This is a genomic window from Actinomycetota bacterium (genome assembly GCA_019347575.1).
GTDB lineage: Bacteria > Actinomycetota > Nitriliruptoria > Nitriliruptorales > Nitriliruptoraceae > JAHWKY01.
In genome coordinates this window covers 215,162-238,231 of sequence record JAHWKY010000001.1, presented here as the reverse complement: position 1 = coordinate 238,231, position 23,070 = coordinate 215,162, and the positions used below count along the sequence as shown (strand labels likewise).

The 23,070-nt window shown below is 70.6% G+C and carries 25 protein-coding genes and 2 tRNA genes; 3 read left to right on the top strand and 24 right to left on the bottom strand.

All coding sequences use genetic code 11. The annotated features are described in order from the left end of the window. Positions 1–624 precede the first annotated feature (624 nt). Positions 625–822, top strand: a complete 198-nt coding sequence (locus tag KY469_01050) for an HNH endonuclease (protein MBW3661658.1) — start codon at positions 625–627, stop codon at positions 820–822. A 68-nt stretch (positions 823–890) separates the two neighbouring features. Here the strand turns inward: KY469_01050 and KY469_01045 are convergent. From KY469_01045 to KY469_00990, 12 genes are all read right to left on the bottom strand, one after another. Beyond that, positions 891–964 (bottom strand) — tRNA-Glu (locus KY469_01045). 67 nt (positions 965–1,031) lie between these two features. Then, positions 1,032–1,103, bottom strand: a tRNA-Gln gene (locus tag KY469_01040). A 57-nt stretch (positions 1,104–1,160) separates the two neighbouring features. Next, complete coding sequence (locus KY469_01035) at positions 1,161–2,501, bottom strand: MBL fold metallo-hydrolase (protein ID MBW3661657.1); 1,341 nt, start codon at positions 2,499–2,501, stop codon at positions 1,161–1,163. A gap of 16 nt (positions 2,502–2,517) precedes the next feature. Then, a complete protein-coding gene (gltX, locus tag KY469_01030) occupies positions 2,518–4,038 on the bottom strand; it encodes a glutamate--tRNA ligase (GenBank protein ID MBW3661656.1) in 1,521 nt (506 codons plus the stop codon). A gap of 91 nt (positions 4,039–4,129) precedes the next feature. Then, complete coding sequence (gene purB, locus KY469_01025) at positions 4,130–5,506, bottom strand: adenylosuccinate lyase (GenBank protein ID MBW3661655.1); 1,377 nt, start codon at positions 5,504–5,506, stop codon at positions 4,130–4,132. Between the two features lie 68 nt (positions 5,507–5,574). Then, the gene (gene arsC, locus KY469_01020) at positions 5,575–5,928 is read right to left on the bottom strand and encodes an arsenate reductase (glutaredoxin) (protein MBW3661654.1); all 354 of its coding nucleotides are present in this window, start codon (positions 5,926–5,928) and stop codon (positions 5,575–5,577) included. Positions 5,929–5,972: 44 nt separating this feature from the next. Continuing rightward, on the bottom strand, positions 5,973–6,776 hold the full coding sequence (locus tag KY469_01015) for a fumarylacetoacetate hydrolase family protein (protein MBW3661653.1): 804 nt from the start codon (positions 6,774–6,776) through the stop codon (positions 5,973–5,975). Positions 6,777–6,845: 69 nt separating this feature from the next. After that, positions 6,846–8,465, bottom strand: a complete 1,620-nt coding sequence (cimA, locus tag KY469_01010) for a citramalate synthase (protein MBW3661652.1) — start codon at positions 8,463–8,465, stop codon at positions 6,846–6,848. 87 nt (positions 8,466–8,552) lie between these two features. Further along, positions 8,553–8,774, bottom strand: coding sequence for a dodecin family protein (locus KY469_01005; GenBank protein MBW3661651.1), 222 nt, complete (start codon positions 8,772–8,774; stop codon positions 8,553–8,555). Between the two features lie 74 nt (positions 8,775–8,848). Beyond that, positions 8,849–9,784 (bottom strand): alpha/beta hydrolase, encoded by a 936-nt coding sequence (locus KY469_01000; protein ID MBW3661650.1) that lies wholly within the window; start codon positions 9,782–9,784, stop codon positions 8,849–8,851. A gap of 46 nt (positions 9,785–9,830) precedes the next feature. After that, the gene (ilvE, locus tag KY469_00995) at positions 9,831–10,763 is read right to left on the bottom strand and encodes a branched-chain-amino-acid transaminase (GenBank protein MBW3661649.1); all 933 of its coding nucleotides are present in this window, start codon (positions 10,761–10,763) and stop codon (positions 9,831–9,833) included. A gap of 130 nt (positions 10,764–10,893) precedes the next feature. Then, positions 10,894–11,949 (bottom strand): 3-isopropylmalate dehydrogenase, encoded by a 1,056-nt coding sequence (locus KY469_00990; GenBank protein ID MBW3661648.1) that lies wholly within the window; start codon positions 11,947–11,949, stop codon positions 10,894–10,896. 52 nt (positions 11,950–12,001) lie between these two features. Between KY469_00990 and KY469_00985 the strand changes: the two genes are divergently transcribed. Next, positions 12,002–12,412 carry a hypothetical protein gene (locus tag KY469_00985; protein MBW3661647.1) on the top strand — a complete coding sequence of 137 codons (411 nt, stop codon included), beginning with the start codon at positions 12,002–12,004 and terminating at the stop codon, positions 12,410–12,412. Here KY469_00985 and KY469_00980 read toward each other — a convergent pair. The 4 genes from KY469_00980 to murI are packed head-to-tail and all read right to left on the bottom strand — an operon-like array spanning position 12,348 to position 14,405. Then, on the bottom strand, positions 12,348–12,941 hold the full coding sequence (locus tag KY469_00980) for an HAD-IA family hydrolase (GenBank protein MBW3661646.1): 594 nt from the start codon (positions 12,939–12,941) through the stop codon (positions 12,348–12,350). The two genes, KY469_00985 and KY469_00980, sit on opposite strands and share 65 nt — an antisense overlap. Then, positions 12,938–13,201 carry a hypothetical protein gene (locus KY469_00975; protein MBW3661645.1) on the bottom strand — a complete coding sequence of 88 codons (264 nt, stop codon included), beginning with the start codon at positions 13,199–13,201 and terminating at the stop codon, positions 12,938–12,940. Before KY469_00975 ends, KY469_00980 begins: the two co-directional genes overlap by 4 nt. A gap of 36 nt (positions 13,202–13,237) precedes the next feature. Beyond that, complete coding sequence (locus tag KY469_00970) at positions 13,238–13,552, bottom strand: hypothetical protein (GenBank protein MBW3661644.1); 315 nt, start codon at positions 13,550–13,552, stop codon at positions 13,238–13,240. Between the two features lie 25 nt (positions 13,553–13,577). Beyond that, positions 13,578–14,405, bottom strand: a complete 828-nt coding sequence (gene murI / locus KY469_00965; protein ID MBW3661643.1) for a glutamate racemase — start codon at positions 14,403–14,405, stop codon at positions 13,578–13,580. Positions 14,406–14,531: 126 nt separating this feature from the next. On the opposite strand from murI, the gene KY469_00960 reads away from it, so the two are divergent. Continuing rightward, positions 14,532–15,791: an alkaline phosphatase family protein gene (locus KY469_00960; GenBank protein MBW3661642.1), complete on the top strand. Its 1,260-nt coding sequence runs from the start codon at positions 14,532–14,534 to the stop codon at positions 15,789–15,791. A gap of 109 nt (positions 15,792–15,900) precedes the next feature. Here the strand turns inward: KY469_00960 and KY469_00955 are convergent, their stop codons facing one another. From KY469_00955 to KY469_00920, 8 genes are all read right to left on the bottom strand, one after another. Continuing rightward, a complete protein-coding gene (locus KY469_00955) occupies positions 15,901–17,550 on the bottom strand; it encodes a peptidase S15 (GenBank protein MBW3661641.1) in 1,650 nt (549 codons plus the stop codon). An 83-nt stretch (positions 17,551–17,633) separates the two neighbouring features. Further along, positions 17,634–17,918, bottom strand: a complete 285-nt coding sequence (locus KY469_00950) for a cell wall-binding repeat-containing protein (GenBank protein ID MBW3661640.1) — start codon at positions 17,916–17,918, stop codon at positions 17,634–17,636. After that, positions 17,887–18,150, bottom strand: a complete 264-nt coding sequence (locus KY469_00945) for a cell wall-binding repeat-containing protein (protein ID MBW3661639.1) — start codon at positions 18,148–18,150, stop codon at positions 17,887–17,889. Before KY469_00945 ends, KY469_00950 begins: the two co-directional genes overlap by 32 nt. Further along, positions 18,111–18,803 carry a fibronectin type III domain-containing protein gene (locus KY469_00940; protein MBW3661638.1) on the bottom strand — a complete coding sequence of 231 codons (693 nt, stop codon included), beginning with the start codon at positions 18,801–18,803 and terminating at the stop codon, positions 18,111–18,113. Before KY469_00940 ends, KY469_00945 begins: the two co-directional genes overlap by 40 nt. An 87-nt stretch (positions 18,804–18,890) precedes the next feature. Then, positions 18,891–19,496 carry a 3-isopropylmalate dehydratase small subunit gene (leuD, locus tag KY469_00935; protein MBW3661637.1) on the bottom strand — a complete coding sequence of 202 codons (606 nt, stop codon included), beginning with the start codon at positions 19,494–19,496 and terminating at the stop codon, positions 18,891–18,893. Then, a complete protein-coding gene (gene leuC, locus KY469_00930; protein MBW3661636.1) occupies positions 19,493–20,938 on the bottom strand; it encodes a 3-isopropylmalate dehydratase large subunit in 1,446 nt (481 codons plus the stop codon). Before leuC ends, leuD begins: the two co-directional genes overlap by 4 nt. A 1-nt stretch (position 20,939) precedes the next feature. Next, a complete protein-coding gene (locus KY469_00925) occupies positions 20,940–21,131 on the bottom strand; it encodes a hypothetical protein (protein ID MBW3661635.1) in 192 nt (63 codons plus the stop codon). A 41-nt stretch (positions 21,132–21,172) separates the two neighbouring features. Continuing rightward, positions 21,173–22,783, bottom strand: a complete 1,611-nt coding sequence (locus KY469_00920) for a 2-isopropylmalate synthase (GenBank protein ID MBW3661634.1) — start codon at positions 22,781–22,783, stop codon at positions 21,173–21,175. Positions 22,784–23,070: the final 287 nt, after the last annotated feature.

The following is a 23,070-nucleotide window of genomic DNA, read 5'->3' as shown; positions in this document are numbered from 1 at the left end:
GAGGTCGCCGTGCCCGCGCCCGTTCGCACCTGCTCCGTACCCGACTGCACGAACCCCTCGATCGCCCGCGGCTGGTGCCACGCCCACTACTCCCGCTGGAAGCGGTGGGGCGATGCGAAGCCCGAAGTGCCACTCGATCGGCCGCGCGGGGCTCCGCCGGTATGCGGCGTCGAGAACTGCGATCGCCCACGCCAGTCACGCGGCTGGTGCGAGAAGCACTATAAGCGCTGGCAACGCACCGGCGATCCCCTCCACGGCGACGACCGCCCCACCGCGTGCACCGTCGACGGCTGTGATCTGCCCGTCGACGGCCGCGGCCTCTGCCACGGCCACCTCCAGCGCCTGCTGCGCACCGGCGACGTCGAAGCTGACGTGCCTCTGGGCCGACGGCGACAGCCCGAGATCTGCACGATCGACGATTGCGAACGGCCGACTTCCAGCAGGGGTCTGTGCACGACCCACCGAGCTCGTGAGCGCAAGCACGGCGACCCGCTCGCCCACTTGCCCATCGTCACACCCACAGGTGATGGATACGTGAACCACGGCTACTTCATCGTTCCGGTACCAGCGGAGCTGCGCCACCTCTCGAACGGCGAAACCTCGTACCCGGAGCACCGCTTGAACATGGCCGCGTACCTCGGACGACCGCTCGCCCCCGACGAGGTCGTCCACCACCGCAACGGCGACAAGCTCGACAACCGCATCGAGAACCTGGAGCTGTGGTCGACCTACCAGCCGAAGGGCCAGCGGATCGAGGACAAGGTCGCCTACGCCGTGGAGATCCTCCGGCGCTACCCGGGGCATGCATACTCATGCAACTGAGGCGGGCGTCGCCTAAGACGACGTCCTCTGGTTCGGGAAGTCAGATGCCGCAGAACGGCTAGATACGGTAGCCCCGAGGCGATTTGAACGCCCGTTTCCGCCTTGAGAGGGCGGCGTCCTGGGCCAGCTAGACGACGGGGCCGTATGGTTATTCAGTTGTCCACCGGGGGAGACTCAGGCCTCGCTCGGCACCGGGACCACCGCCGGAGCTCGGGGGGAAGGACTCGAACCCTCAATAACTGGACCAGAACCAGTCGTGTTACCGATTACACCACCCCCGAAGGGCTCGCAGAGGGTAACAACCTGCCTGAGACCCCACCAACCGCGCAGCCAGGCGGCTAGCTTCCCGCGCGCCCCGCGCCCCCCGCTCCCGTGGCCAGCGTCAAAGCCAGCACCAGCGCCCCGAGTGCCAGCGCGACGACGACGCCACCGGTCACCGGCGTCGACGTGCCGCCGCCCCCATCCGAACCCGGCCCCGGCCCGGTGGAGCCGTTGGCGGAGCCGCCGCCACCAGCGGCTGCGACGCAACTCGACCCCGGCATCGCCGCCACCCAGCGGGGGTCGTCGAGTTCGAAGCGGACCGCTTCGAGGTAGTCCTCGGGATCGAACAGCCAGAGCACCTCCGGTGGGTGCTCGAGCAGGGCCATCTGCGCCTCGAACTCGTCGACGTAGGACGCCTGGCCGGCCGAGATGACGGGCGCCCACGCGTCGGCGTGGGTGGGGATGAAGACCTTGGGGTGGCCGTGTTCGACGTACAGGCGCGGATCCTGAAGGCCCGACACCGGCTGGTCGAACCCGAGGATGGCGTTGGCCATCACGTCGATGCAGCCGGGGAAGGAGTCGAGCGCCTCCTGGACCTCGGTCGAGGTGAAGATGGGACCGGCGGAGTCGCCGAGGTAGAGCGTGAAGTGCTCGCCGACGCGGAAGTGGTACGCCCAGGTCCCGCCCTGCTCGTCGCCGAGGGTCTCGAGGAAGCGCAGCAACGCCTCGGGGTCGTCGTTGAGCTGCTCGATGTAGGGCGCCGGATCACCCACCGGGAGGAACGGGTCGGGCTCGTTGTCCTCACCGGGCGGCGTCGCCGCGGAGTGGAGGTGCTGCAGCACGGTGACCGGCGCGAGGTCGGAGAACAGGCGCAGCTCCTGTGTCGTCCCCGGGGGTGGCTCGTCCATGGTCCCGGTGATGACACAGGTGAACGCGTCCTCGTTGCCGTCCCGCGCGGCATCCTCCTTGGCGGTGTCGCAGATCTCCTCACTGCCGACGACGACCGCCCCGGTGCGCCCCGCGACGTACCCGGCATCGGCGGCGTGGTCGAAGTGGCCGTGCCCGATGAGGATGGCCTCGGGTTCGATCGCGGCGAGGTCCTCCCGTCCAACCGGCGAGTAGTCGGCGTGGAGACCGATGATCTCCCAGGCGTCGAACAGGAACACGTGCCCACCCAGGCTCACGATGAACGAGGACACCCCGTACCAGTACAGCGTGACCGCGCCCCGATCGTCCCAGCCCGGGCCGAGCAACTCGTTGCGCGCAGCGACCGCCGCCGCCGAGGGCGAGGACGGTGGCAGTGGCTCGAAGTCCGCGACCGGGACGCGGTCCGGGGGGGCCTCCTGGGCCCTGGCGTTCGCGCCGCCGAACGCGCTGGACAGGACCACGATGGCGACGAGCGTGACAACGCGACGCACCTACAGGCCCCCTCTCTCAGACGAACGTAGCTCGCGCGTGCGCGAGCCGTCGGAGCGCGCGGTCACGTCCGATCAGCTCGAGGGACTCGAACAGCGGCGGACTGACCGACGAGCCCGTGGCCGCGACGCGGATGGGCTGGAACACCTTGCGCGCCCCGAGTCCCAGCCGTTCCGGCAAGGCGCGGAGAGCCTCCTCGATCGCCGTTGCGGTCCACGCCTGGACTTCCACGAGCACGTCCTCGGCGGCGGCGAGAACCCGACCAGCGTCCTCCGTCCGGAGGAACTTCTCCACGCTGTCCTGGTCGTGGTCGAGCTCCTCCGCCAGGAACGCGGGCGCGTAGCGCTGGACTTCGTCGAGGCGCTGCATCCGCTCCTGCACCAGCGGCACGAGGCCACGCACGATCTCGCGGTCCTCGGTGGCCGCCTCCGAGCGGATCAGCGGTTCGCCGTAGGTGCCATCCAGGTAGGGCATCAGACGGCGGGAGAGCTCATCCGCCGGGAGGTCGCGGATGCGCTCGCCGTTGAACGCCGTGAGCTTGTCCTCGTCGAACATCGCCGCGGGCTTGCTGACCCGGTCGAAGTCGAACGCCGCGATCATCTCGTCGAGCTCGAGCCGTTCGCGGCCGTCGCCAGGAGCCCAGCCAAGCAGTGCGAGGTAGTTGACGAGGGTCTCCGGCAGGTAGCCCTTGGCGATCAGTTCCTGGACCGCGACCGATCCGTGGCGCTTCGACAGCTTCTTGCGGTCGGGCCCGACGATCATCGACAGGTGCGCGAACGCGGAAGGCGGCTCCCAGTCCGGCTCACGCGCGGGGAAGCCGACCTCCTCGAGGGCGGCATCGATGAGGCCGTCCCCGCGTAGGACCCGGTGGAGGTGGACCTGGAACGGCGTCGCGGACAGCAGGTCCTCGCCCCGACAGATCAGCGTCATGCCTTGAGCGAGGTCGTCGGTCGTGTTGGCCAGCGGGTAGGTCGCCGAGCCGTCGGAGCGCACGAGCACGGGGTCGGCGACGTTCGCCCAGTCCCAGCGCACCTCGCCCCGCACGAGGTCGTCCACGACGAGCTCGCCCTCGTCGGGCAGACGCAGACGGAGGACGTAGGGTCGCTCGTCCAACGGGTCCTCGGGCGCGTCCGAGTTCGAGGCCTTGATGGTCGGGGCCAGGCCCAGCGAGCGTCGCTCGGTCCGCCACGCCTCGAGCTCGTCCGGGGTGCGCTGGTCGCGCCAGGTGTGCCCGGCGTCGTCGAGGTGGCGCGCGACCACACGGAACAGCTCGATACGCTCCGACTGGCGGTAGGGGCCATGCGCCCCGCCGACCTCCGGACCCTCGTCCCAGTCGAGCCCCAGCAGTCGGAAGCCCTCGAGCATGGAACGCATGGACTCGTCGGTGGCGCGCTCCTTGTCGGTGTCCTCGATGCGCAGGACGAACGCGCCGCCGTGCTTGCGCGCGTACAGCCAGTTGTAGAGGGCGGTACGGACGCTGCCGACGTGGAGCCACCCGGACGGGGCGGGGGCCATGCGGACGCGCGGGGTCGGGCTCACAGGTGCTCAAGTAGCGAAGCGATAGCACAACCTGAGTGCTCAAGTAGCGAAGCGGTAGCACGCGACATGTCGGGCTCCGGTCGGCGGGGCGTCAGAGGATGGGGGCGGGCTCGTACGCCGCAGCGTCGGGGTGGCGGGCGACGATGGTGCCGACCGCCTCGACGAAACCCCGCACCTGGCGGGCAGCGGCGCCCGCGAACGAGCCCGGCTCGGCGACCAGCCCGTCGAGCGCGGCGCGGTCGAGTGGGATGCGCTCGTCAGCCGCGAGCCGGTCGAGCAGGTCGTTGGTCTCGACCGCCTTCTCGCGCATCTCGAGCGCGACCGCCACGGCGTGCTCCTTGATGGCTGCGTGCGCCTGCTCGCGCCCCGCCCCCGCCCGCACCGCGGCGCTGAGCACGCGGGTCGTGGCGAGGAACGGCAGGTACCGGCGCAGCTCGCGCTCGATGACGGCGGGGTACGTCCCGAACTCCGCCATCACGGTCAGCAGCGTCTCGACCAGGCCATCGAAGGCGTAGAAGGAGTCGGGGAGCGCGACGCGGCGGACCACCGAGCACGACACGTCGCCCTCGTTCCACTGGTCGCCGACGAGCTCCGCGGTCATCGTGAGGTGACCCTTGAGGACCGAGGTCAGCGCCCCGATGCGCTCGCACGACCGGGTGTTCATCTTGTGAGGCATCGCCGACGAGCCGACCTGTCCCGGCTGGAAGCCCTCGGTGACCAGCTCCTGGCCGGCCATAAGGCGGATGGTCCTGGCGAGGTTCGCGGGGCCGGAGGCGAGCTGGACCAGGCACGACACGACGTCGAGGTCGAGCGACCGCGGATAGACCTGGCCGACGTTGGTGAGGGTCAGGTCGAAACCGAGGTGGGACGCGACCGCCCGCTCGAGCCGCGCCAGCGCGTCGGTGTCGCCTCCGAGGAGGTCGAGCTGGTCCTGCTGGGTGCCGACCGGCCCCTTCAGTCCTCGAAGGGGGTAGCGCGCGATCAGCTCCTCCAGCCGCCGGTACGCGACCAGCAGCTCCTCGCCCGCGTTGGCGAAGCGCTTCCCGAGCGTGGTCGCCTGCGCCGGCACGTTGTGGGAACGACCGGTGATCACGACATCGGCGTGCTCCGCGGCTGCCTCGGCGAGTCGGGCCAGCACCGCGACGACGCGGTCACGTACCAGCTCCAGCGCGCGTCGGACCTGCATCTGCTCGACGTTCTCAGTGAGGTCGCGCGAGGTCATGCCCTTGTGGATGTGCTCGTGACCGGCGAGAGCACAGAACTCCTCGATGCGCGCCTTGACGTCGTGGCGGGTGACGCGTTCCCGCGCGGCGATCGAGTCGAGGTCGACCTGCTCCACCACGGCGTCGTAGTCGGCGATCACGTCGTCACTCACGTCGACGCCGAGGTCGCGCTGAGCCCGCAGCACCGCGAGCCACAGCCGTCGTTCGAGGACGATGCGCTCGTGCGGGGACCAGATGGCGACCATCGCATCGCTCGCGTAACGGGTCGCGAGGACGTTGGGGACGTCGGGGCGGTCGCGTGCCTGGTCGGTGGTCAGAGCAGCGCCTCCACGTTCTCGGGTGGTCGCCCGAGGACCGCACGGCCATCGTCGGTCAGGACCACGGGGCGCTCGATCAGGATCGGGTTGGCGACCATCGCGTCGATCCAGCGATCGCGGTGCTCCTCGTCCCGCGGCCAGTCGGCGAGGCCCAGCTCGTCCGCCACCGGCTCCTTGGTCCGCACAAGCTCCCACGGCTGCATCCCGAGGCGGTCGAGCACCCCGCGTAGCTCACCAGCGCTGGGCGGCTCGTGCAGGTACAGGCGCACCTCCGGCTCGACGCCGGCGTCCTCGAGCAGGCCGAGCGTCTGCCGGCTCTTGGTGCAGCGAGGGTTGTGCCAGATCTCCACGGTGTCGCTCCCGCAACGAGGGGACACTTCGCAGGATAGGGCCGTCAGGCGTCGTCGCTGACCTCGCCGTTGCCCGGTCGGACGGCGGTGCGGTGGATCACCGGGTTCTCCAGCCGCCCGATGCCGTCGATCTCGACGCGCACGATCTCACCGGGCTCGATCGGGCCGACGCCCGCGGGGGTCCCTGTCAGCACGACGTCGCCCGGCAACAAGGTCATGATGCGGGAGATGTACCCGACCAGGGTCGGTACGTCGAAGACCATGTCTGCGGTCGTCCCGTCCTGGCGCAGCTCGTCGTCGACGTAGCAGCGGATGCCGGTATCGGTGGGATCGATCTCGGTGCTGATCGCCGGCCCCAGGGGGCAGAAGCTGTCGAAGCCCTTCGCGCGGGTCCACTGGCCGTCGCTGCGCTGCAGATCCCGGGCGGTCACGTCGTTGGCGCCCGTGAACCCGTAGATCCCTCCCGCCGCCTGCTCCGTCGTCGCATCGCGTAGCAGCCCACCGATGACCACCGCGAGCTCGGCCTCGTGGTGTACCTCCCGGGTGGCGCCGGTCGGGTAGCGGATGGGCTCGCCCGGTCCGATGACGGCGGTGGAGGGCTTGAGGAACAGCAGCGGCTCGGGGGGCACGTCACCGCCGAGCTCCGCAGCGTGATCGCGGTAGTTGCGTCCGACGCAGACGATCTTCGACGGCACCACGGGTGCGAGCAGTCGCAGCCCCTCCAGCGCCACGACCTCACCCGTCGGGGCGTGTGGCGTGAACGGGTGCGGCTCGATGACCGCGACTCCGCCCTCCTCGACGATGCCGTAGGCGGGCCCCTCGGTGTGCGCGAACCGGACGATACGCATGTGCTACCGCTCCGCTACTTGAGCACGCCTCATCGTGCTACCGCTGCGCTACTTGAGCACTTCGCGCCATCAAGACACCCAGTTGTCCCGCAGGATCGCGTGCGTGTACGCGTCCGACAGCGCCTTCCACGACGCCTCGACGATGTTGGGGTGGACCCCGACCGTATCCCAGTAGTCGCTGCCGTCCGTGCTGGTGACCAGCACGCGCGTCACCGCGTCGGTGCCCTGGGATGCCTCGAGGATCCGGACCTTGTAGTCGGCGAGATGGATGCGATCGAGCTGGGGCCAGGTGCCGTTGACCGCGCTGCGGAAGGCGTGGTCGAGCGCGTCGACGGGTCCGTTACCCTCACCCGCCCCGAGGCGACGCTCGTGCCCGATGAGCACCGACAGGATCGCCTCGGCAGGGCCTTCCGCGCTGGGGGAGTCCGAACCGCCCCCGACGGTGACCCGGTAGTGCTGGGTCTGGAACGGCTCGTCCTCCGGCAGCAGCAGACCGGTCGTGCGGCGCAGGAGCAGCTCGAAGGAGGCATCCGCTGCCTCGTAGGTCCATCCCTCCTTCTCGCGCCGCTTCACCTCGTCGAGGACCGCGGCGGCCTGCTCGTTGGTGATGTCGAGACCGAACTCGCGGGCCTTGAGGAGCACGTTCGAACGCCCCGCGAGGTCGCTGACCACCAGCCGCATGTTGTTGCCGACCGCGCCCGGATCGATGTGCTGGTACATGTCCGGGGCCTTGGCCATGGCCGAGGCGTGCAGACCGCCCTTGTGGCTGAACGCGGTGTGGCCGACGTAGGGCTGGTTCGACGGCGGCGTCTGGTTGCACAGCTCGGCCACGGCGTGCGCGATCTCGGTCATGCGCTCGAGCCGGTCCGGCGGCACCAGCGCCAGGCCCCGCTTGAGTTGCAGGTCGGCGATGACGGTGAAGAGGTTGGCGTTGCCACAGCGCTCCCCCAGGCCGTTCGCGGTGCCCTGAACGTGCACCGCCCCGGCGTGGATCCCGACGAGCGAGTTCGCGACGGCGCAGCCACCGTCGTCGTGGAAGTGCAACCCGACGTCGCACGGCAGCGCCCCGACCAGGTCAGCCACGATCGCGTCGACCTCCCACGGCATCGTGCCGCCGTTGGTGTCGCAGAGCACCACGCACTCGGCTCCGGCCACGGCCGCTGCGGTCACGACCTCGCGGGCGTAGGCCTCGTCGCGGCGGTAGCCGTCGAAGAAGTGCTCGGCGTCGAAGAACACCCGCCGGCCGAGCGAGATCAGGTAGGCGATGGAGTCGGACACCATCGCGAGGTTGACCTCGCGCGGCACGCCCAGCGCCTCGTCCACGTGGTAACCCCACGACTTGCCCACCAGGCAGATCACGTCGGCGCCCGATCCGGCCAGCGCCTCCAGCAGCGGGTCGTCCTCGACCGTGTTGTTCGCCATCCGGGTCATGCCGAACGCGGTCAGCGTGGCGTTGTCGAGTGGCAGTTGGCCGTCGGCGGCGCGGGCGAAGAACTCGGTGTCCTTCGGGTTGGCGCCGGGCCAGCCTCCCTCGATGTAGTGCACGCCGAGCGCGTCCATCCGCGCTGCGACGCGCAGCTTGTCCTCGACGCTGAGGTTGATGCCCTCGCGCTGGGTGCCGTCGCGCAGGGTCGTGTCGTACAGCGCCAGCCCGGGTCCTGCCCCGGTCGGCAGGGGCGCATCGCCCATGACTCGTCCTGTCGGTATCGGCGGCGAGGATGAGGATGCACGACCGGGGAGGTCGGTGCCCAACCGCGGCGCACTCTCCGAGACGGATCAGTCGATCTGCTGGCCCTCGTCGAGACGGAAGCCGACCTGGAGCACCACCTGGAAGTGCTGGGGCTCGCCGTCCTTGATCCAGCCGCGGATCTCCTTGACCTCGAACCAGTCGAGGTTGCGCATCGTCTCGGACGCACGGATCACGGCGCCGCGGATCGCGTCGTCGATCCCCTCGCGGCTCGAGCCGACGAGTTCGATCTTCTTGTAGACGAAGCTCATGCCCTGCTCTCCAGGTCGCTGTTGCATGGGTACTCCCAGTATCTAGTCGCATCGATGCTGCTACATCGCACCCTCTACGGTTGCGGAGTACCAGCGCGGACGGGGCGGGCTGGTGCCTCCCAGGGGCTCGTGTGTCGGCGGATGAACCCCCCGACCTCGCGCAGCGCGCGCCGACTCTCCGGCATGCCGGGGAAGGCGTGGAAGACGTGCCACATGCCGTGGAACACGCCGACGTCCGCCTGGACACCCGCCTCCCGAGCGCGGCGGATCAGATCCTTGCCCTCATCGATCAGCAGCTCGTCGCTGCCCACGTGCACGAGCATCGGCGGTAGGCCCTTCAGGTCGGCGAACAGCGGCGACACGCCGGGATCGTCGGCCGGCAGATCGCCGCGGTAGGCGTCGGCGGCCAGGTGGCCCAGTTCGGCCGGCAACCACGGGTCGTCGATGACGCCCGGCTGCCACGACTCCATGCTCAGGGTCAGGTCGACCCACGGTGACAGCAGCACGGTGCAGACGGGCTGCGGCAGGCCCAGGTCCTTCAGGTGCACGAGCAGCGACAGCGCCAAGCCGCCACCGGACGAATCGCCTCCGACGACCAGCCGTGCCGGGTCGATGCGACGGTCCTCGAGCAGCCAGCGGTACGCCTCGACGAGGTCGTCGCGCCCCGCCGGGAACGGGTCCTCAGGGGCGAGCCGGTACTCGGGGACGAAGACCCTGGCACGTCCGCCGCGCGACAGCGCGTAGCCGAGGCCGCGGTGGGTGCGAGGCGAGCACATGCAGTGCGCCCCGCCATGGACCCACAGCACGACGCGGTCGGGTTCGGCGCTGCGATCCACGACCCACTCACCCGGGACGCGAGCGTCGTTCTCGACGGCGATCGTGACCCGCTCCGGCAAGCGCGCACGGGCGGCGAGACGCTCGATGCGCTCGCGGTACGCCTGGATGTCGATGTCGCCGATCGCGGCGTCGGGCGAGATGTCGCCGACGCGCAACAGGGTCAGGGCGCGCACGAGGCTCGCCCGGAGGAGGCGTGAACTCAGACTCGGCACGCGCCGCTCAGTCGTTGACGTAGCTGAGCCAGTCCTTGAACTGGTCCAGCTTGCCGCTGACGGCGTCCATGAAGGTCGACTGCACCTCGGTGGTGACGGGGCCACGCGTGCCGCTGCCCACCTGACGGCCCTCGACCTCGCGGACGGGAGTGATCTCGGCCGCCGTGCCGGTGAGGAAGATCTCGTCGGCGAGGAACAGGTCGGTGCGCACGACGTGGTCCTCGCGGACCTCGTGGCCGAGATCGCGCAGGATGCGCAGGCACGAGCTGCGGGTGATGCCGCCGAGGGGACCGTCGGAGAGCGGCGGTGTGGTTACCACGCCGTCGCGGATCACGAAGATGTTCTCGCCCGTGCCCTCGGCGACGAAGCCGTCCTCGGACAGCATGATGGACTCGTCGTAGCCCGCCCGGAGCGCCTCGACCTTGGCGAGCGACGAGTTGATGTACTGACCGTTGGTCTTGCTCGCCGGCGGGATGGTGTTCTTGCCGATGCGCCGGTACGAGCTGACCATCACCTTGACACCCTTCTCGAGCGCCTCTTCGCCGAGGTAGGTGCCCCACTCCCACGTCGCGATCGCGATGCGGGGCGTCGAGGGCAGCGGGTTGAGGCCCATCTCGCCGTACCCGAGGTAGATGACGGGCCGGATGTAGCAGGCACCGTGCCGGTTGACGCGGATGGTCTCGAGGATGGCGTCGGCGACCTGCTCAGGGGTGAAGGGGATCTCGTCGAGCGGCGGGTAGATGCGGGCTGAGCGGAAGAGGCGGTCGACGTGGGGCTCGAGCTGGAAGACGGCGGGGCCGCGGTCCGTGGCGTAGGCGCGGATGCCCTCGAAGACGCCCCACCCGTAGTGGATCGTCGGGGTGAGGATGTGGACGGTCGCGTCGTCCCAGTCGACGAACTCACCGTCCATCCAGATCTTGTCCGCCTTCGGGAAGGGCATGTCGTGCTCCTATCGAGTGGTGCTACCGCTTTCGCTGCTTGAGCACTATCAGGTTGTGCTACCGCTTTCGCTGCTTGAGCACTATCAGGTTGTGCTACCGCTTTCGCTGCTTGAGCACTATCACGTTGCACTAGGCCTCGTGGGCGACCAGCTCCGCGAGCCGGTCCCCGACCTCGTTGGTGGAGTATCGCGCACCGTCGTCGCCGGTGCCTCCTCGCGAAGCCAGCCACGTCGCGACGGCACGTTCGACGTGCGCGGCTGCCTGCGCCTCGCCGAGGAAGTCGAGGAGCATCCCCACGCTCATGACCGCAGCGGTGGGGTCGGCCGTTCCCGTCCCAGCGATGTCCGGGGCGGAGCCGTGGACGGGCTCGAACACCGACGGCGAGCGCCGTGTCGGGTCGAGGTTGGCCGAGGCGGCCAGACCCATGCCGCCCTGCACCGCCGCCCCGAGGTCGGTGATGATGTCGCCGAACAGGTTCTCGGTCACCACGACGTCGAACCGCTGCGGCTGGGTGACGAGGTAGAGGCACGCGGCATCCACGTGGACGTAGTCGCGTTCGACCTCGGGGAAGTCGGTGTCACCGACCTCGGTGAACGTGCGCATCCAGAGGTCCCCCGCGTGACTCAGCACGTTCGTCTTGTGCACCAAGGTCAGGTGGCCGCGCCGCCGACTCGCGAGCTCGAACGCGTAGCGGACGGCACGCTCGACGCCGTGACGGGTGTTGACCGACTCCTGCGTCGCGACCTCGGCGGGCGTCCCGACGTAGAGCGCCCCGCCCGCACCCGCGTAGACCGACTCGGTGTTCTCTCGCACCACGACGAGGTCGCACTGCTCGGGGGTGAGCCGCGCGATGGGCGAGGTGACGCCGGGGTAGAGCTTGATCGGCCGCAGGTTGACGTAGAGATCGAACGCGAACCGGAGCTTGAGCAGCAGGCCGCGCTCGATGATCCCAGGCGGGACGCCGGGGGTGCCGATCGCCCCGAGGTAGATCGCGTCGAAGGCTCGCAGCTCCTCGGTGGTGTCGTCGTCCAGCACCTCCCCGGTGCGCAGGTAGCGCTGCCCACCGAGGTCGTACTCCACCCGCTCGGTCGCCACGTCCTCGAGCGCGTCGAGCACCTTCAGGCCCTGCGCGACCACCTCCGGGCCGATGCCATCACCGCCGAGCACGGCGATGCGGTGGGCCACGTGCGGTCTCCGGGGCGGGGCTGGCGATGGTACGGGACCGTACGCTCCCGCCGTGCCCCCTGAGCAGCCCACCTTCGACCGCGCCGCGCTCCGGCGCGCGCTCCTTGCGGCGTACGCGTGGCTCGACGCCACCGAGGTCGGTCCGCGCAGCGTGGAGGCGGGTGAGTGCGACCGTTGTGGTGACGAGGCCCGCCTCGTCGCGACGTGCGGGCCGGTGCCGTGGCGGGCGCTCGGCCGCGACTGCGCGACCGAGATCGGACTCAGCGCGTGGTGCGACGGACACCACGCGGACGGTGAGGCGGCGCTCGAGTGGCTGGCCCGCTTGCCGGAGGAGGCCGACGACGTAGCCCGGCTGTGGTGGGTCGCGACCGGGGAGGCGCGACTGGATCCGGCGCTGCTCAGTCGCCTCGAACTGCCTCTACGTGCTGACCGAGGGCGGCCCGGAGCGCAGCCACGTCGGTGAAGTGGTGCGCGGCGAGACCGGCCTCGAGCGCGCCTTCGACGTTGACCTCGCGGTCGTCCACGAGGTAGGTCTCGTGTGGCTCCGCCCCGACCACGTCGAGCACGCGGAGGTAGAACTCCGGGTCGGGCTTGCGCGCCCCGACCTCGTACGAAGCCACGACCTGGTCGAGGAAGCCGGCGAGCATCCCGTCGGTGAGCTCGTTCACCCAGTCCGGGTAGTTGGTGGCGCCGATGCGGCGGACCACGCCGGCGAGGTCGTCGAGCAGCTCGCGCATCCCCTCGATCCAGCGGTAGCCGGAGCGACGGGCGTTGTGGAAGGCCGCCACGTCCACGACGAACCCCGCGTCGGTGTAGTGGGCCCAGTACTCGGCCTCGGTGATCTCGCCGCGTTCGAAGCGCGGGTACGCCCGCGGATCGCGGGCCGCCAGGATCTCGCGCACCGGACGGCCGGTCGCAGCCTCGAGCGCCTCGCGGAAGGGGTCGCGGACGAGCGTGTCCATCACGTCGAACAGCACCACCCGGATGCTCACGACGCGAGCGCTCCGAGCTCGGCCTCGAGGTCGGCGAGGTCAGGGCGGACGCCCTTGAACACGATCTCGCCCTCAGGGTCGATGAGGACGAACGCAGGCTGGTAGGCGACCTCCCACCTCGCCCACAGCGAGCCATCCTCGGTCGCCGCGTGGGGGAAGTGGCCGACATCGTGGCGCTCCACGAACTCCTTCATCCGACCGATGGTGTCGTGCCCGGCGACCCCGATGAAGGTCACCTCTCCGTCGTAGCGTCGCGCCAACTGCGCGATCTCGGGAGCCTCCCGGTTGCACGTAGGTCACCAGGGCGCCCAGAACCACAGCGCCACCGCCTCACCGACGAACTCCGCCCCGACCACCTGACCGCCGGCGACGGCCGGGGCGGTGAAGTCGAGCGCCTCCGGTACCGCTGCCGCGGGTGCATCGGTGGCCGTCGGGGTCGCGGGGGGCGTGGTTCCGGTCGGGGCGATGGTCGCCGGCGGCGCGGTCCCACCCGCTACATCGGAAGCGGTCGCGGTCGTCTCGACGATCGCGTCCCCGCCCCCACTGCACGCGGTGGCCAGGACGGCGGCGAGCGCCACGATGGTGCGCACCGCGGTGCGAGTCCCCGCCACGTCGCTCCCTGTTCCGGCCCTCACCTCAACCCTCCGTCTCCGCCGCGAGTTCCCAGTTCCAGGCCTGGACGCGACCGAGGTCGGCCCCGAGGAAACGGCGCCCTAGCCTGCGGAACGTGGGCGGATCGCCGGAGGTGAGGAAACGGCGCCAACCGGGCCCGGCCAGCCCGCCCCGCGCCCAGCCGGTCCGCCCCAGGATGTCGCGGACCTCGAACGCGGTCTCGTCTGCGGACGAGACCAGGACCACGCCCCGGCCCACCGTCTCCTTGATGGTCCGGGCCAGCAGGGGGTAGTGCGTGCAGCCGAGAACCAGTGTGTCGATCGCGGCATCGCGGAGGGGCGCCAGGCCGGCGGCGACGATCCTGCGGGCGTGATCGGAGTCCGTGTCGCCGCTCTCGACGAGCTCGACGAACCCGGGGCACGCCACGACCTCGAGGTCGAGCTCGGCGTGCAGCTGCTGCGCCGTGAGCTCGTAGATCTTGGAGTCGGCGGTCATGCGGGTGCCGATGACCCCCACGCGCCCCGACCGCGTCGCCCTGACCGCGGCGCGGACGCCGGGCTCGACGACGCCGATGATGGGGACCTTCGGGTGGCGTTCGCGCAGCAGGTCGAGCGCCGCAGCGGACGCTGAGTTGCATGCGACGATGATCATCTTCACGTCACGCTCGAGCAGTGCGTCGGCGATCTGGGTCGAGTAGCGGCGCAGGACGTCGCGCGGCTTGGACCCGTAGGGGTAGCGCGCGGTGTCACCGAAGTAGATGAGCCGCTCGGTGGGCAGCAGGTCCGCCAGCGCCTGCAGCACCGTCAGGCCGCCGAGTCCGCTGTCGAAGACCCCGATGGGTCGCTCGTTCACTGCAGGTGCCCGGGAGCGCCGTACCCGACCGTCGCGCGCGTCACGCTAAGTGGTCCCTCCTGGAGGTCGACGACGTGACGGAGGCTACCTCTGCTTGCATGCGGCCCCGTCGCCACCAGGACCATGTTGGAACCCCAGACCGAGTCTGTTGGTCTACCGCCCTCCGGGCTACTTGAGACCGAGTCTGTTGGTCTCCCGCCCTCCGGGCTACTTGAGACCGCGGTCTCTCCTGCTGCGCCCCGCCTGCCGGCGTACGGCAGCGCGTCGCTGGCGGATCTGGGACGCGCGCTCCTGCACGCGGTCGGGGTCCACCGCGGAGACGACCCGCTACGGCTGCCTGCCGCAGACCGCGTGATCGTGCTCGTCCTCGACGGTGTCGGTGCGGCGCAGCTGCACGCCCACCGTGACGCCGCTGCGTTCCTCGCGGCACACAGCGAGCGGGCGCTGACTTCGGTGTTCCCGTCCACGACCGCGACCGCGCTCACCTCGCTGGCGACCGCGGAGCCGCCGGGGCGTCACGGGCTGCTCGGGTACACCGTCGGGCTGCCTCGTTCCGACCGCCCGCTCAACCTGCTGACGTGGCAGTGGGGTCCGCCGACGGAGGCCGAGGATGCCCGGGCCGAGGTCATCCCGGAGAGGTTCCAGCCGCTACCGACCATCTTCGAGACGGCGACCGCGGCGGACATCGACGCGACCGTCGTGTCGCTCGGCGAGTTCGTGGCTTCGGGCCTGACGCGAGCCGCCCTTCGCGGCGGGTCGTTCGTCGGCGCCGACGGTCCCGACATCACCCTCCGCCACGCCCTTGACGCGGCCGGACGGTCATCTCGTGCACTGGTGTACGCGCATCACGGTGCGGTGGACACCGTCGGGCACCTCCACGGCCCCGGCAGCGACGCGTGGCTGTCGGCGCTGAGGGCGACCGATCACGCGGTCGAACGCGCAGCTGGGTCGCTGCCGGAGCGCACGCTGCTGGTCGTGACCGCCGATCACGGGATGCTCGCCATCGACGAGACCGACTGGATCGAACTCGACGACGAGCCCGATCTCGAGGCCGGCGTCCGCGTGATCGCCGGAGAGGCTCGGGTCCGTCAGCTGCACGTCGTCCCCGGCGCACAAGCCGACGTCCTCACGGCCTGGAGGGAGCAGCTGTCCGACCGCTTCGCGGTCGTGACGCGCGAGGACGCGGTCGCGGCGGGCTGGTTCGGACCGGAGCCCCGCCCGGAGGCGGTGCTCCGGATCGGCGACGTGATCGCCGTCGCCCACGGCGACGCGGCCCTCGTGCACCGTCGCTGGGATCCCTTCGGTGGCCGCCTGCCCGGGATGCACGGGGCGCTCACCCCCGAGGAGGTCGACGTCCCGCTCGCGACCTTCACCAGCGCGGAGTAGCGGTGGACCGGTCCGGGGCCCCTTGCAGCCCGAGCGGCCGAGACCGCGCTCTCGGTCGCGGACCCCTTTCGACCGCCCCATCGACGATGCGGATGCAGCGTCGCTCGTACTAGTCGAGGGGTAGGGAGACGGCGAGGTCGTCGAAGATGACCACGCCGGGGGTCCGGATGGAGCCGTGGCCGGCGTACATGTCGGCGGTGCCGGAGACGGTGAGGAACAGCGACTCGCCTGCGTCGAGCTCGACGACTACACCCGGCAGCTCGATCGTGCCGTCGTAGGTGTCGGGGACACCGGCGGCGGGCTGCGTCGGGGCGGGCAGGTACAGCGGCATCGTGTTGTTCTGGATGATGGTCGCGTCGGCCTGGTTGGTGCCCTTCGACAGGGCGAAGAACACGCGCGAGTCGACACCGACGTTGAACGCCTCGTAGTCGAGCGTCGGGACGCCGGCGAGCGTCATCGGCTCGGACGCGGTCAGCAGCGGCAGGTTGATCGGAGCGCCGGCGCCGGTGATCGCGATGTAGCCGTCCTCGAGGGTCACGTCGACGTTCGCGGACACATCCGGTCCACCGCCGATCTCGAGCGACTCGATGGCGATGCACTCGCCATCCGCGGTCGTGCCTACCGCCTGGGTCCCGGTGCCGAACAGGTCCGCGGTGGAGCCGTGGTCGAACCCGAACGCGCGCTGGTAGTAGGTGATCCGCACGCCGTCCCATCCGCCGGCCTGGCTGGCGCACTCGTTGCCGCCCGAGGCGCTGCCCAACGGCACCGCGCTCGGTAGCGCGTGTCCGCCGTTGTAAGCGACGAAGCTCGACCGCGAGCGAGCCTCCGGTGTGAGCGTGTCGAGGAAGTTGTGCACGCCCTGGTTGAGGTTGAACAGGTTGTCGGTCGTGCCCTGCAGGATCAGCGCGGGGACGTCGAGCTGCACGCTGTCCTCGACGAACGACACCGGGCTGTGCGCGTGGAACACGGCGTCGATGTCCGGTTCGACGCCGGGGTCCGCCAGTCCCTGGCCGGGCTGGAACTCGCCGTCGGGCCACTGCCCGGTGGCGGCGCCGTAGGCGAACGCCTCGTGGATGTACTGCGGCACGGCGCTCGCCCCCGCCGCGTAGAGCGCGCTCACCCACACCGTGCGGACCACGGTCTGGGGGGCCAGCGACTCGGGCAGGTCGTACCAGGAGATCTCGGGCGCGATCGCGTTGAAGCGGGTGCTGCCGGACTCGCGGGTCTCGGTCAGCGCGGTGATCCACTGGTACCCGCCGCCGTAGGACCCGCCGATGGCGCCGAGCAGCGGGTCGGTCGGATCGTCGACGAGGCCACCCTCGCCATCAGCGACCTGGTCGTGCAGCACCCACGGCTGCTCCGCGATCCAGTCGATGAGGCTCTTGACGTCCTGGGCCTCGAACCGCGGATCCTGCACGTTGGCCTCGCCGCCGGAGGCGCCGAAGCCGCGCTGGTCGAAGCTGACGACCGCCATGCAGGCCTCGGTCCAGGCGCTGAACCCGCCGGTCGAGCGCCTGCCGCCCCAGCCGTGGCTGTGCAGGATCACCGGGACCTGGAAGGTCTCGCTGGCCTCGGCGGGCCGGATGACGGTGTAGGCGAGCGTGATGGGCGCCTCGCCGGAGGTCTCCAGCGTCAGGTTCTCGATGACCTGATCACCCGAGCAGCTGGGCGGCTCGGCGTCGTGGGCGGCGATCGTGGTGGTGGCGAGTGCGGCGAGAGCCGTGAAGGCTGCGAACGTGCGCAGGCGGGAGGGTGCCATGGGCCTACCTCGGGACGTTGGGGGGTACCCAGGGTGTTCGACACCGGGCCCGGCAACTCCTGTAAGCGGCCTCGGCCGGCTGGTCAGGAGGCGGCACCCGTCGCCAGTGCGACGACCAGCTCGCCGATCGCAGCGGGACCGCCGACGACGGTGAGACTCGTCGGGCGCAGACGCGAGAGTTCCGCTGAGACCGAGGTCGGCACGGAACCGTCGGACGGCACGAGGAGGAGGGGTGCCCCGGTCGCCGCGGACGCCGCACCAGCAGCGATCGCGTCGGGGAAGTCACGCCCGTCGCCAGGTAGGCGGTCGCCGGATGGGGTGCCGACGACGCCGCGCTCAGCGCGGCTGCGGTCGCGTAGCGGTCCGATCCCTCGATCCGTACGACCTCCGCACCGGTCGCCCGCGCCAAGGTGTCAGCGCCACCTCCGATACCGCTCCTGTCCCACCGGCGAGGACGATTCGCTCGGGCGCGAGCCGCTGCAGCTCGGTTCGCATCGCCTCCGGGACGTTGTCGGAGCGCACGAGCAGCAGCGGGCCCGGCTCGGTACCGGCAAGCGAACTCAGGGCGAGCGCGTCCGGGAAGGCGGTCCCCGTCGCCATGTAGACCACCGCAGGCGCGTGCTCGTCCCGGTGACGACGATCTCGTGGTCGCCAGGGCTCGCGGCAACGACGTAGTCGGTCGCGCCGTCGACGTCGTCCCAGGCGAGGTCGGCGGCGCCGTTGAGCGGCTCCGCCGTGAGCCCGCCCGGTGTGGCCGGGGCCTGGGGCTCCGGCGGTGCCGCATCCTCAGGCGTCGCGAGCGGAGCCACGGGTGCAGCGACCGCGGCTGGGCCGAACCCGGCCTCGTTCCGAGACGCGACCTCGGCCTCGTACGTGACGCCGTTGACGAGGTCGGTGAACTCGTGCGACAACGTCGCAGCCGACACGTCACGTTGCCGCGTCGTGCCGTCGCTCCCAGCGAGTTCGACCCGGTGGCCCTCGATCGGTGCGCCTCCGTCGTCGGCAGGAGGCGACCAGGTCAGTTCGACGCGTCGTTCGGATGCGCTGGCCACGAGGTCGCTTGGAGCGCTCGGGGGTCCGACGACGAGCACGGTCCGCGTCGCCGCGCAGCTGTCACCGGTGCTCGTGAGGGCGGCGACGTGGACGCGGTGGATGCCGCCCTGGAGCAGATCGGAGAAGGTCGCCTCGCGGACGTCCGCGCCGAACTCGACGACCTCGCCGGCGGGGTCGAGGCGGACGCGGTAGCCCGTCACGGTGCTGCCTTCGAGGCTCGTGGGCGGCTGCCACGAGACCAGTGGGTGCAGATCGACCCGCCTACCGGGTCCAGATGCACGCGCTCGTCACGACGCCGTCGGCAGCCACCCCGGGCGCCCCGCCTCGAACGCGGCGATGGCGTCGTCGTGCTCCAGGGTCAACCCGATCTCGTCCAGACCCTGGATCAGGCAGTGCTTGGTGTGCGCGTCGATGTCGAAGCTCGCCTCGAAGTCCGGGGCCGACACGGTCTGCGACGGCAGGTCGACGGTGACCTCGGCGGTGGGGTCTGCGGCCACGAGGTCGAACAGGCGCCGCACGTCGTCACCGGGCAGCTCCGCCGCGAGCAGCCCGATCTTGCCGCAGTTGCTGCGGAAGATGTCCGCGAAGCTCGGAGCGATGATGGCCTCGAACCCCGCATCCTGGAGGGCCCACGGGGCGTGCTCGCGTGACGAGCCGCAGCCGAAGTTGGGACCGGTCAGCAGGATCGACGCGCCCTCGTGCTCGGGCTTGTTCATGGGGAAGTCGTCGCGGGGACGGCCGGCCTCGTCGTAGCGCCAGTCGTTGAACGCGAACGGGCCGAACCCGGTGCGCTCGATCCGCTTAAGGAACTGCTTGGGGATGATCTGGTCGGTGTCCACGTCGGCCCGGTCGAGCGGGCAGACGGTACCCACGACCCGCTTCACGGCCTTCACGCCCCGCCCTCCTCTCTCTGTGCTACCTCGCGAACGTCGACGAACCGGCCGTGCACCGCCGCGGCGGCGGCCATCTCGGGCGACACCAGGTGGGTGCGGCCGCCCGCGCCCTGCCGCCCCTCGAAGTTGCGGTTGGAGGTGGACGCGCAGCGCTCCCCCGGGGCGAGCACATCCGGGTTCATCCCCAGGCACATCGAGCACCCCGGCTCGCGCCACTCGAACCCGGCCGCGGTGAACACCTCGTGCAGCCCCTCGTTCTCGGCCGCGGCCTTCACCAGTCCCGACCCGGGCACCACCATGGCGCGGACCGAGCCGGCGACCTGCCTTCCCTCGACGTAGCGAGCGACCCGGCGCAGGTCCTCGATGCGCGAGTTCGTGCACGAGCCGATGAAGACGCGGTCCACGGTCAGGTCGGTGATGGCCTCGCCCCCGTCGAGACCCATGTAGGCCAGCGCGCGCCGCCACTGGTCGGCGGTCTGCTCGTCGGGTGCCTCGTCGACGTTAGGGACGGAGCCCGAGATCGGGACCGATTGCGCCGGGTTGGTCCCCCAGGTGACGGTCGGCTCGAGTGCAACAGCGTCGATCTCGACGACCGTGTCGAACGTGGCCTCATCGTCGGTCTGCAAGGTGCGCCACCACGTGAGCACGTCCTCCCAAGCCGGTCCCTGCGGGGCGTGCCTGCGGTCCTTGAGGTAGGCGAAGGTGGTCTCGTCGGGAGCGATGAGCCCGGCCCGCGCCCCGCCCTCGATCGACATGTTGCAGACCGTCATCCGTTCCTCCATCGAGAGGCTCGAGACGATCGGTCCGCGGTACTCGATGACGTGGCCGATCCCTCCGGCCACCCCGATCTTCGCGATGATCCCGAGGATGAGGTCCTTGGCCGTGACGCCGTAGGGCAGCTCGTCTCCTCGTACCTCGACCGCCATCGTCCTGGGCCGGCGCTGCGGCAGCGTCTGGGTCGCCAGGACGTGCTCGACCTCGCTGGTGCCGATGCCGAACGCGAGCGCCCCGAACGCCCCGTGGGTGGCGGTGTGGCTGTCGCCGCACACGATCACCAGTCCCGGCTGGGTCAGCCCGAGCTCGGGTCCGATGACGTGGACGATGCCCTGGTTGCGCACACCCATGGGGTAGAGCGTGACGCCGAACTCCTCGCAGTTGCGAGCCAGCGCCTCCATCTGCGCCGCGGACAGCTCGTCCTCGAGCGGCTCCTCACCCCGCACCTGCGCCGGGTCGGTCGGCACGTTGTGATCCATCGTGGCGACGGTCAGGTCGGGCCGCCGGACCGGTCTGCCGGCCTGCCGCAGCCCCTCGAACGCCTGGGGCGAGGTGACCTCGTGCACGAGGTGCAGGTCGACGTAGAGCAGGTCCGGCTCGCCCTCCGCCGTCCGCACGACGTGGCTGTCCCAGATCTTGTCGACCAGGGTCCTGGGTGCGTCGTTCACCTCAAGACCAGCGCTTCGACGCCTCGGTGCGGTGACTGACCGCCTGGTAGTCGACCTCTTCGGGCTTGTTCAGCTCGAACTCGATGTGCTCCTCCCCGGTCGTCTCGGAGATCGCGGCGGCGACCTGCGCCACCAGCGCCGCTTCCTCCTCCGGTGTCTGGTCCGGGGGGACGTTCAGCTTGATCTTGGCCATGCCCTGACTCCTCCAGGCCTCGAAGGTACTCCCTGCGCGTGTCACGGTCGGAACTCCTGCGTACGGGGGACGATGCGTTGGACTCGGTTGAGCGCGTCGAGGTAGGCGCGGGCGCTCGCCTCGACGATGTCGGTGCTGACGCCGCGCCCCGTGTAACGGGTGCCGTCGTCCGCCTGCACCACCACGGTCACGTCGCCGAGCGCGTCGACGCCCTCGGTCACCGCCGAGACGTCGAAGCTGACGAGCGTGACCCCGTTGCGACCGATGGCGTCGCGGATCGCGCGACAAGACGCATCGACCATGCCGTCCCCGTCGGCCTCGCCGACCGAAACGCGGTTCTCGTCCACGAGCCGGATCTCGACCCGGGCGTGCGGGACCCGCTGGGTCCCGCTGGACACCTCGAAGGCCACCAGCTCGTAGGCGTCGTCGGCTCGCACCTTGGTCTCGGCGAGCACGATCGCCTCGAGCTCCTTGGTGGTCACCTCGCCCTTCTTGTCCGCCAGCTCCTTGAAGCGCTCGAACGCGGCCTGGACCTCGTCGGCCGAAAGCTCGATCTGCAGCTCGTCGAGCGCCTGCTTGAACGCGTGGCGTCCGGAGTGCTTGCCCAGGACGATCTGGCTGCCCTCGGCACCCACGTCCTCGGTCCGCATGATCTCGTAGGTCTGGCGGTCCTGCAGCACGCCGTGCTGGTGGATGCCGGACTCGTGCGCGAACGCGTTGGCCCCCACCACCGCCTTGTTGCGCTGCACGTGGTAGCCGGTGAGACGGCTGACGAGCCGGGAGGTCTTCAGCAGCTCGGGGGTGTGCAGCTGGTGGTCGACGCCCATCAGGTCGGCACGGGTACGGATGGCCATCACGATCTCCTCGAGCGAGCAGTTCCCCGCGCGCTCGCCGATCCCGTTGACCGCGACCTCGACCTGCCGCGCCCCGTTGCGCACGGCCTCCAGCGAGTTCGCAACCGCCAGGCCGAGGTCGTTGTGGCAGTGCACGCTGACGATGACGCCGCGCTCCCCGATGGCCGGGATGCGCTCGTGGAGCTGGGCGATCCAGCGCCCGAAGTCGTGGGGCAGCGCGTAGCCGACCGTGTCGGGGATGTTGATGGTTGTCGCGCCCGCCTCGACCGCGGCGGCACACAGCTCGACCAGGAACTCGAAGTCGGTGCGGGTGGCGTCCTGGGGACTGAACTCGACGTCCTCGGTGTAGCTCTTGGCGAGCTCGACGCCGCGGACCGCCTGCGCCATGACCTCCTCCTGGGAGGCCTTCAGCATCACCGTCCGCTGGATGTCGCTGGAGCTGATGAAGACGTGGATGCGGTGCCGCGCGGCGGGTGCGAGGGCCTTGCCCGCGGCCTCGATGTCGCCGTCGACGCAGCGGGCGAGCCCGGCGATGACGGGCGGGGCGCCGCGGTGGTCGTCGTTGCCGACGACCTCGGCGACCGCCTTCACGGCGTCGAAGTCACCGGCGGAGGCGGCAGGGAAGCCAGCCTCGATGACGTCGACGTTCAGCCGCGCGAGCTGCTCGGCGATCTCGACCTTCTCGCGGGCGTCCAGCGAGATGCCGGGCGACTGCTCGCCGTCGCGCAGGGTGGTGTCGAAGATGGTGACGTCGGGGCCGAAGCGCTCTGCCGCGGCGACGTCGGTGGGGGTGCCCATGGGGTGGTGCCTCCTCGGATGGCCTGGGGATGCGGTCGATGACGTGGATCCCGCGTGCGGGAGAGGCCTCCGCGGTCGCCGTCAGTGCTCGGTGGGACGGCGCCGCGGCGTCAAAGGATGAGGAGGAACAGCCCCAGGACGAGGCTGGAGACACGCGCACGGACCCGGCGAACCCGGGCGGAACGGAGCGTGCGGTGTGCGTCCATGGCGGGGCGCAGTGTGGGAGGGACCGCGGCGAGGTGCAAGGTCCCGGTCCATCTGCCGCACCCAACGCGCGGTCCCGTGCA

What these genes read in the sequence shown, in the direction of transcription:
- cimA (MBW3661652.1), bottom strand. Translation starts at nt 8,465, where the DNA reads ATGGGCGATGCGCCCCTGCCGACCGGGGCAGGACCCGGGCTGGCGCTG.
- KY469_00925 (MBW3661635.1), bottom strand. Translation starts at nt 21,131, where the DNA reads ATGGCCAAGATCAAGCTGAACGTCCCCCCGGACCAGACACCGGAGGAG.
- purB (MBW3661655.1), bottom strand. Translation starts at nt 5,506, where the DNA reads ATGGTCGCCATCTGGTCCCCGCACGAGCGCATCGTCCTCGAACGACGG.
- KY469_01050 (MBW3661658.1), top strand. Translation starts at nt 625, where the DNA reads ATGGCCGCGTACCTCGGACGACCGCTCGCCCCCGACGAGGTCGTCCAC.
- KY469_00955 (MBW3661641.1), bottom strand. Translation starts at nt 17,550, where the DNA reads ATGGCACCCTCCCGCCTGCGCACGTTCGCAGCCTTCACGGCTCTCGCC.
- KY469_01005 (MBW3661651.1), bottom strand. Translation starts at nt 8,774, where the DNA reads ATGAGCTTCGTCTACAAGAAGATCGAACTCGTCGGCTCGAGCCGCGAG.
- KY469_00945 (MBW3661639.1), bottom strand. Translation starts at nt 18,150, where the DNA reads ATGGCGACGGGGACCGCCTTCCCGGACGCGCTCGCCCTGAGTTCGCTT.
- KY469_01015 (MBW3661653.1), bottom strand. Translation starts at nt 6,776, where the DNA reads ATGCGTATCGTCCGGTTCGCGCACACCGAGGGGCCCGCCTACGGCATC.
- ilvE (MBW3661649.1), bottom strand. Translation starts at nt 10,763, where the DNA reads ATGCCCTTCCCGAAGGCGGACAAGATCTGGATGGACGGTGAGTTCGTC.
- KY469_00920 (MBW3661634.1), bottom strand. Translation starts at nt 22,783, where the DNA reads ATGGGCACCCCCACCGACGTCGCCGCGGCAGAGCGCTTCGGCCCCGAC.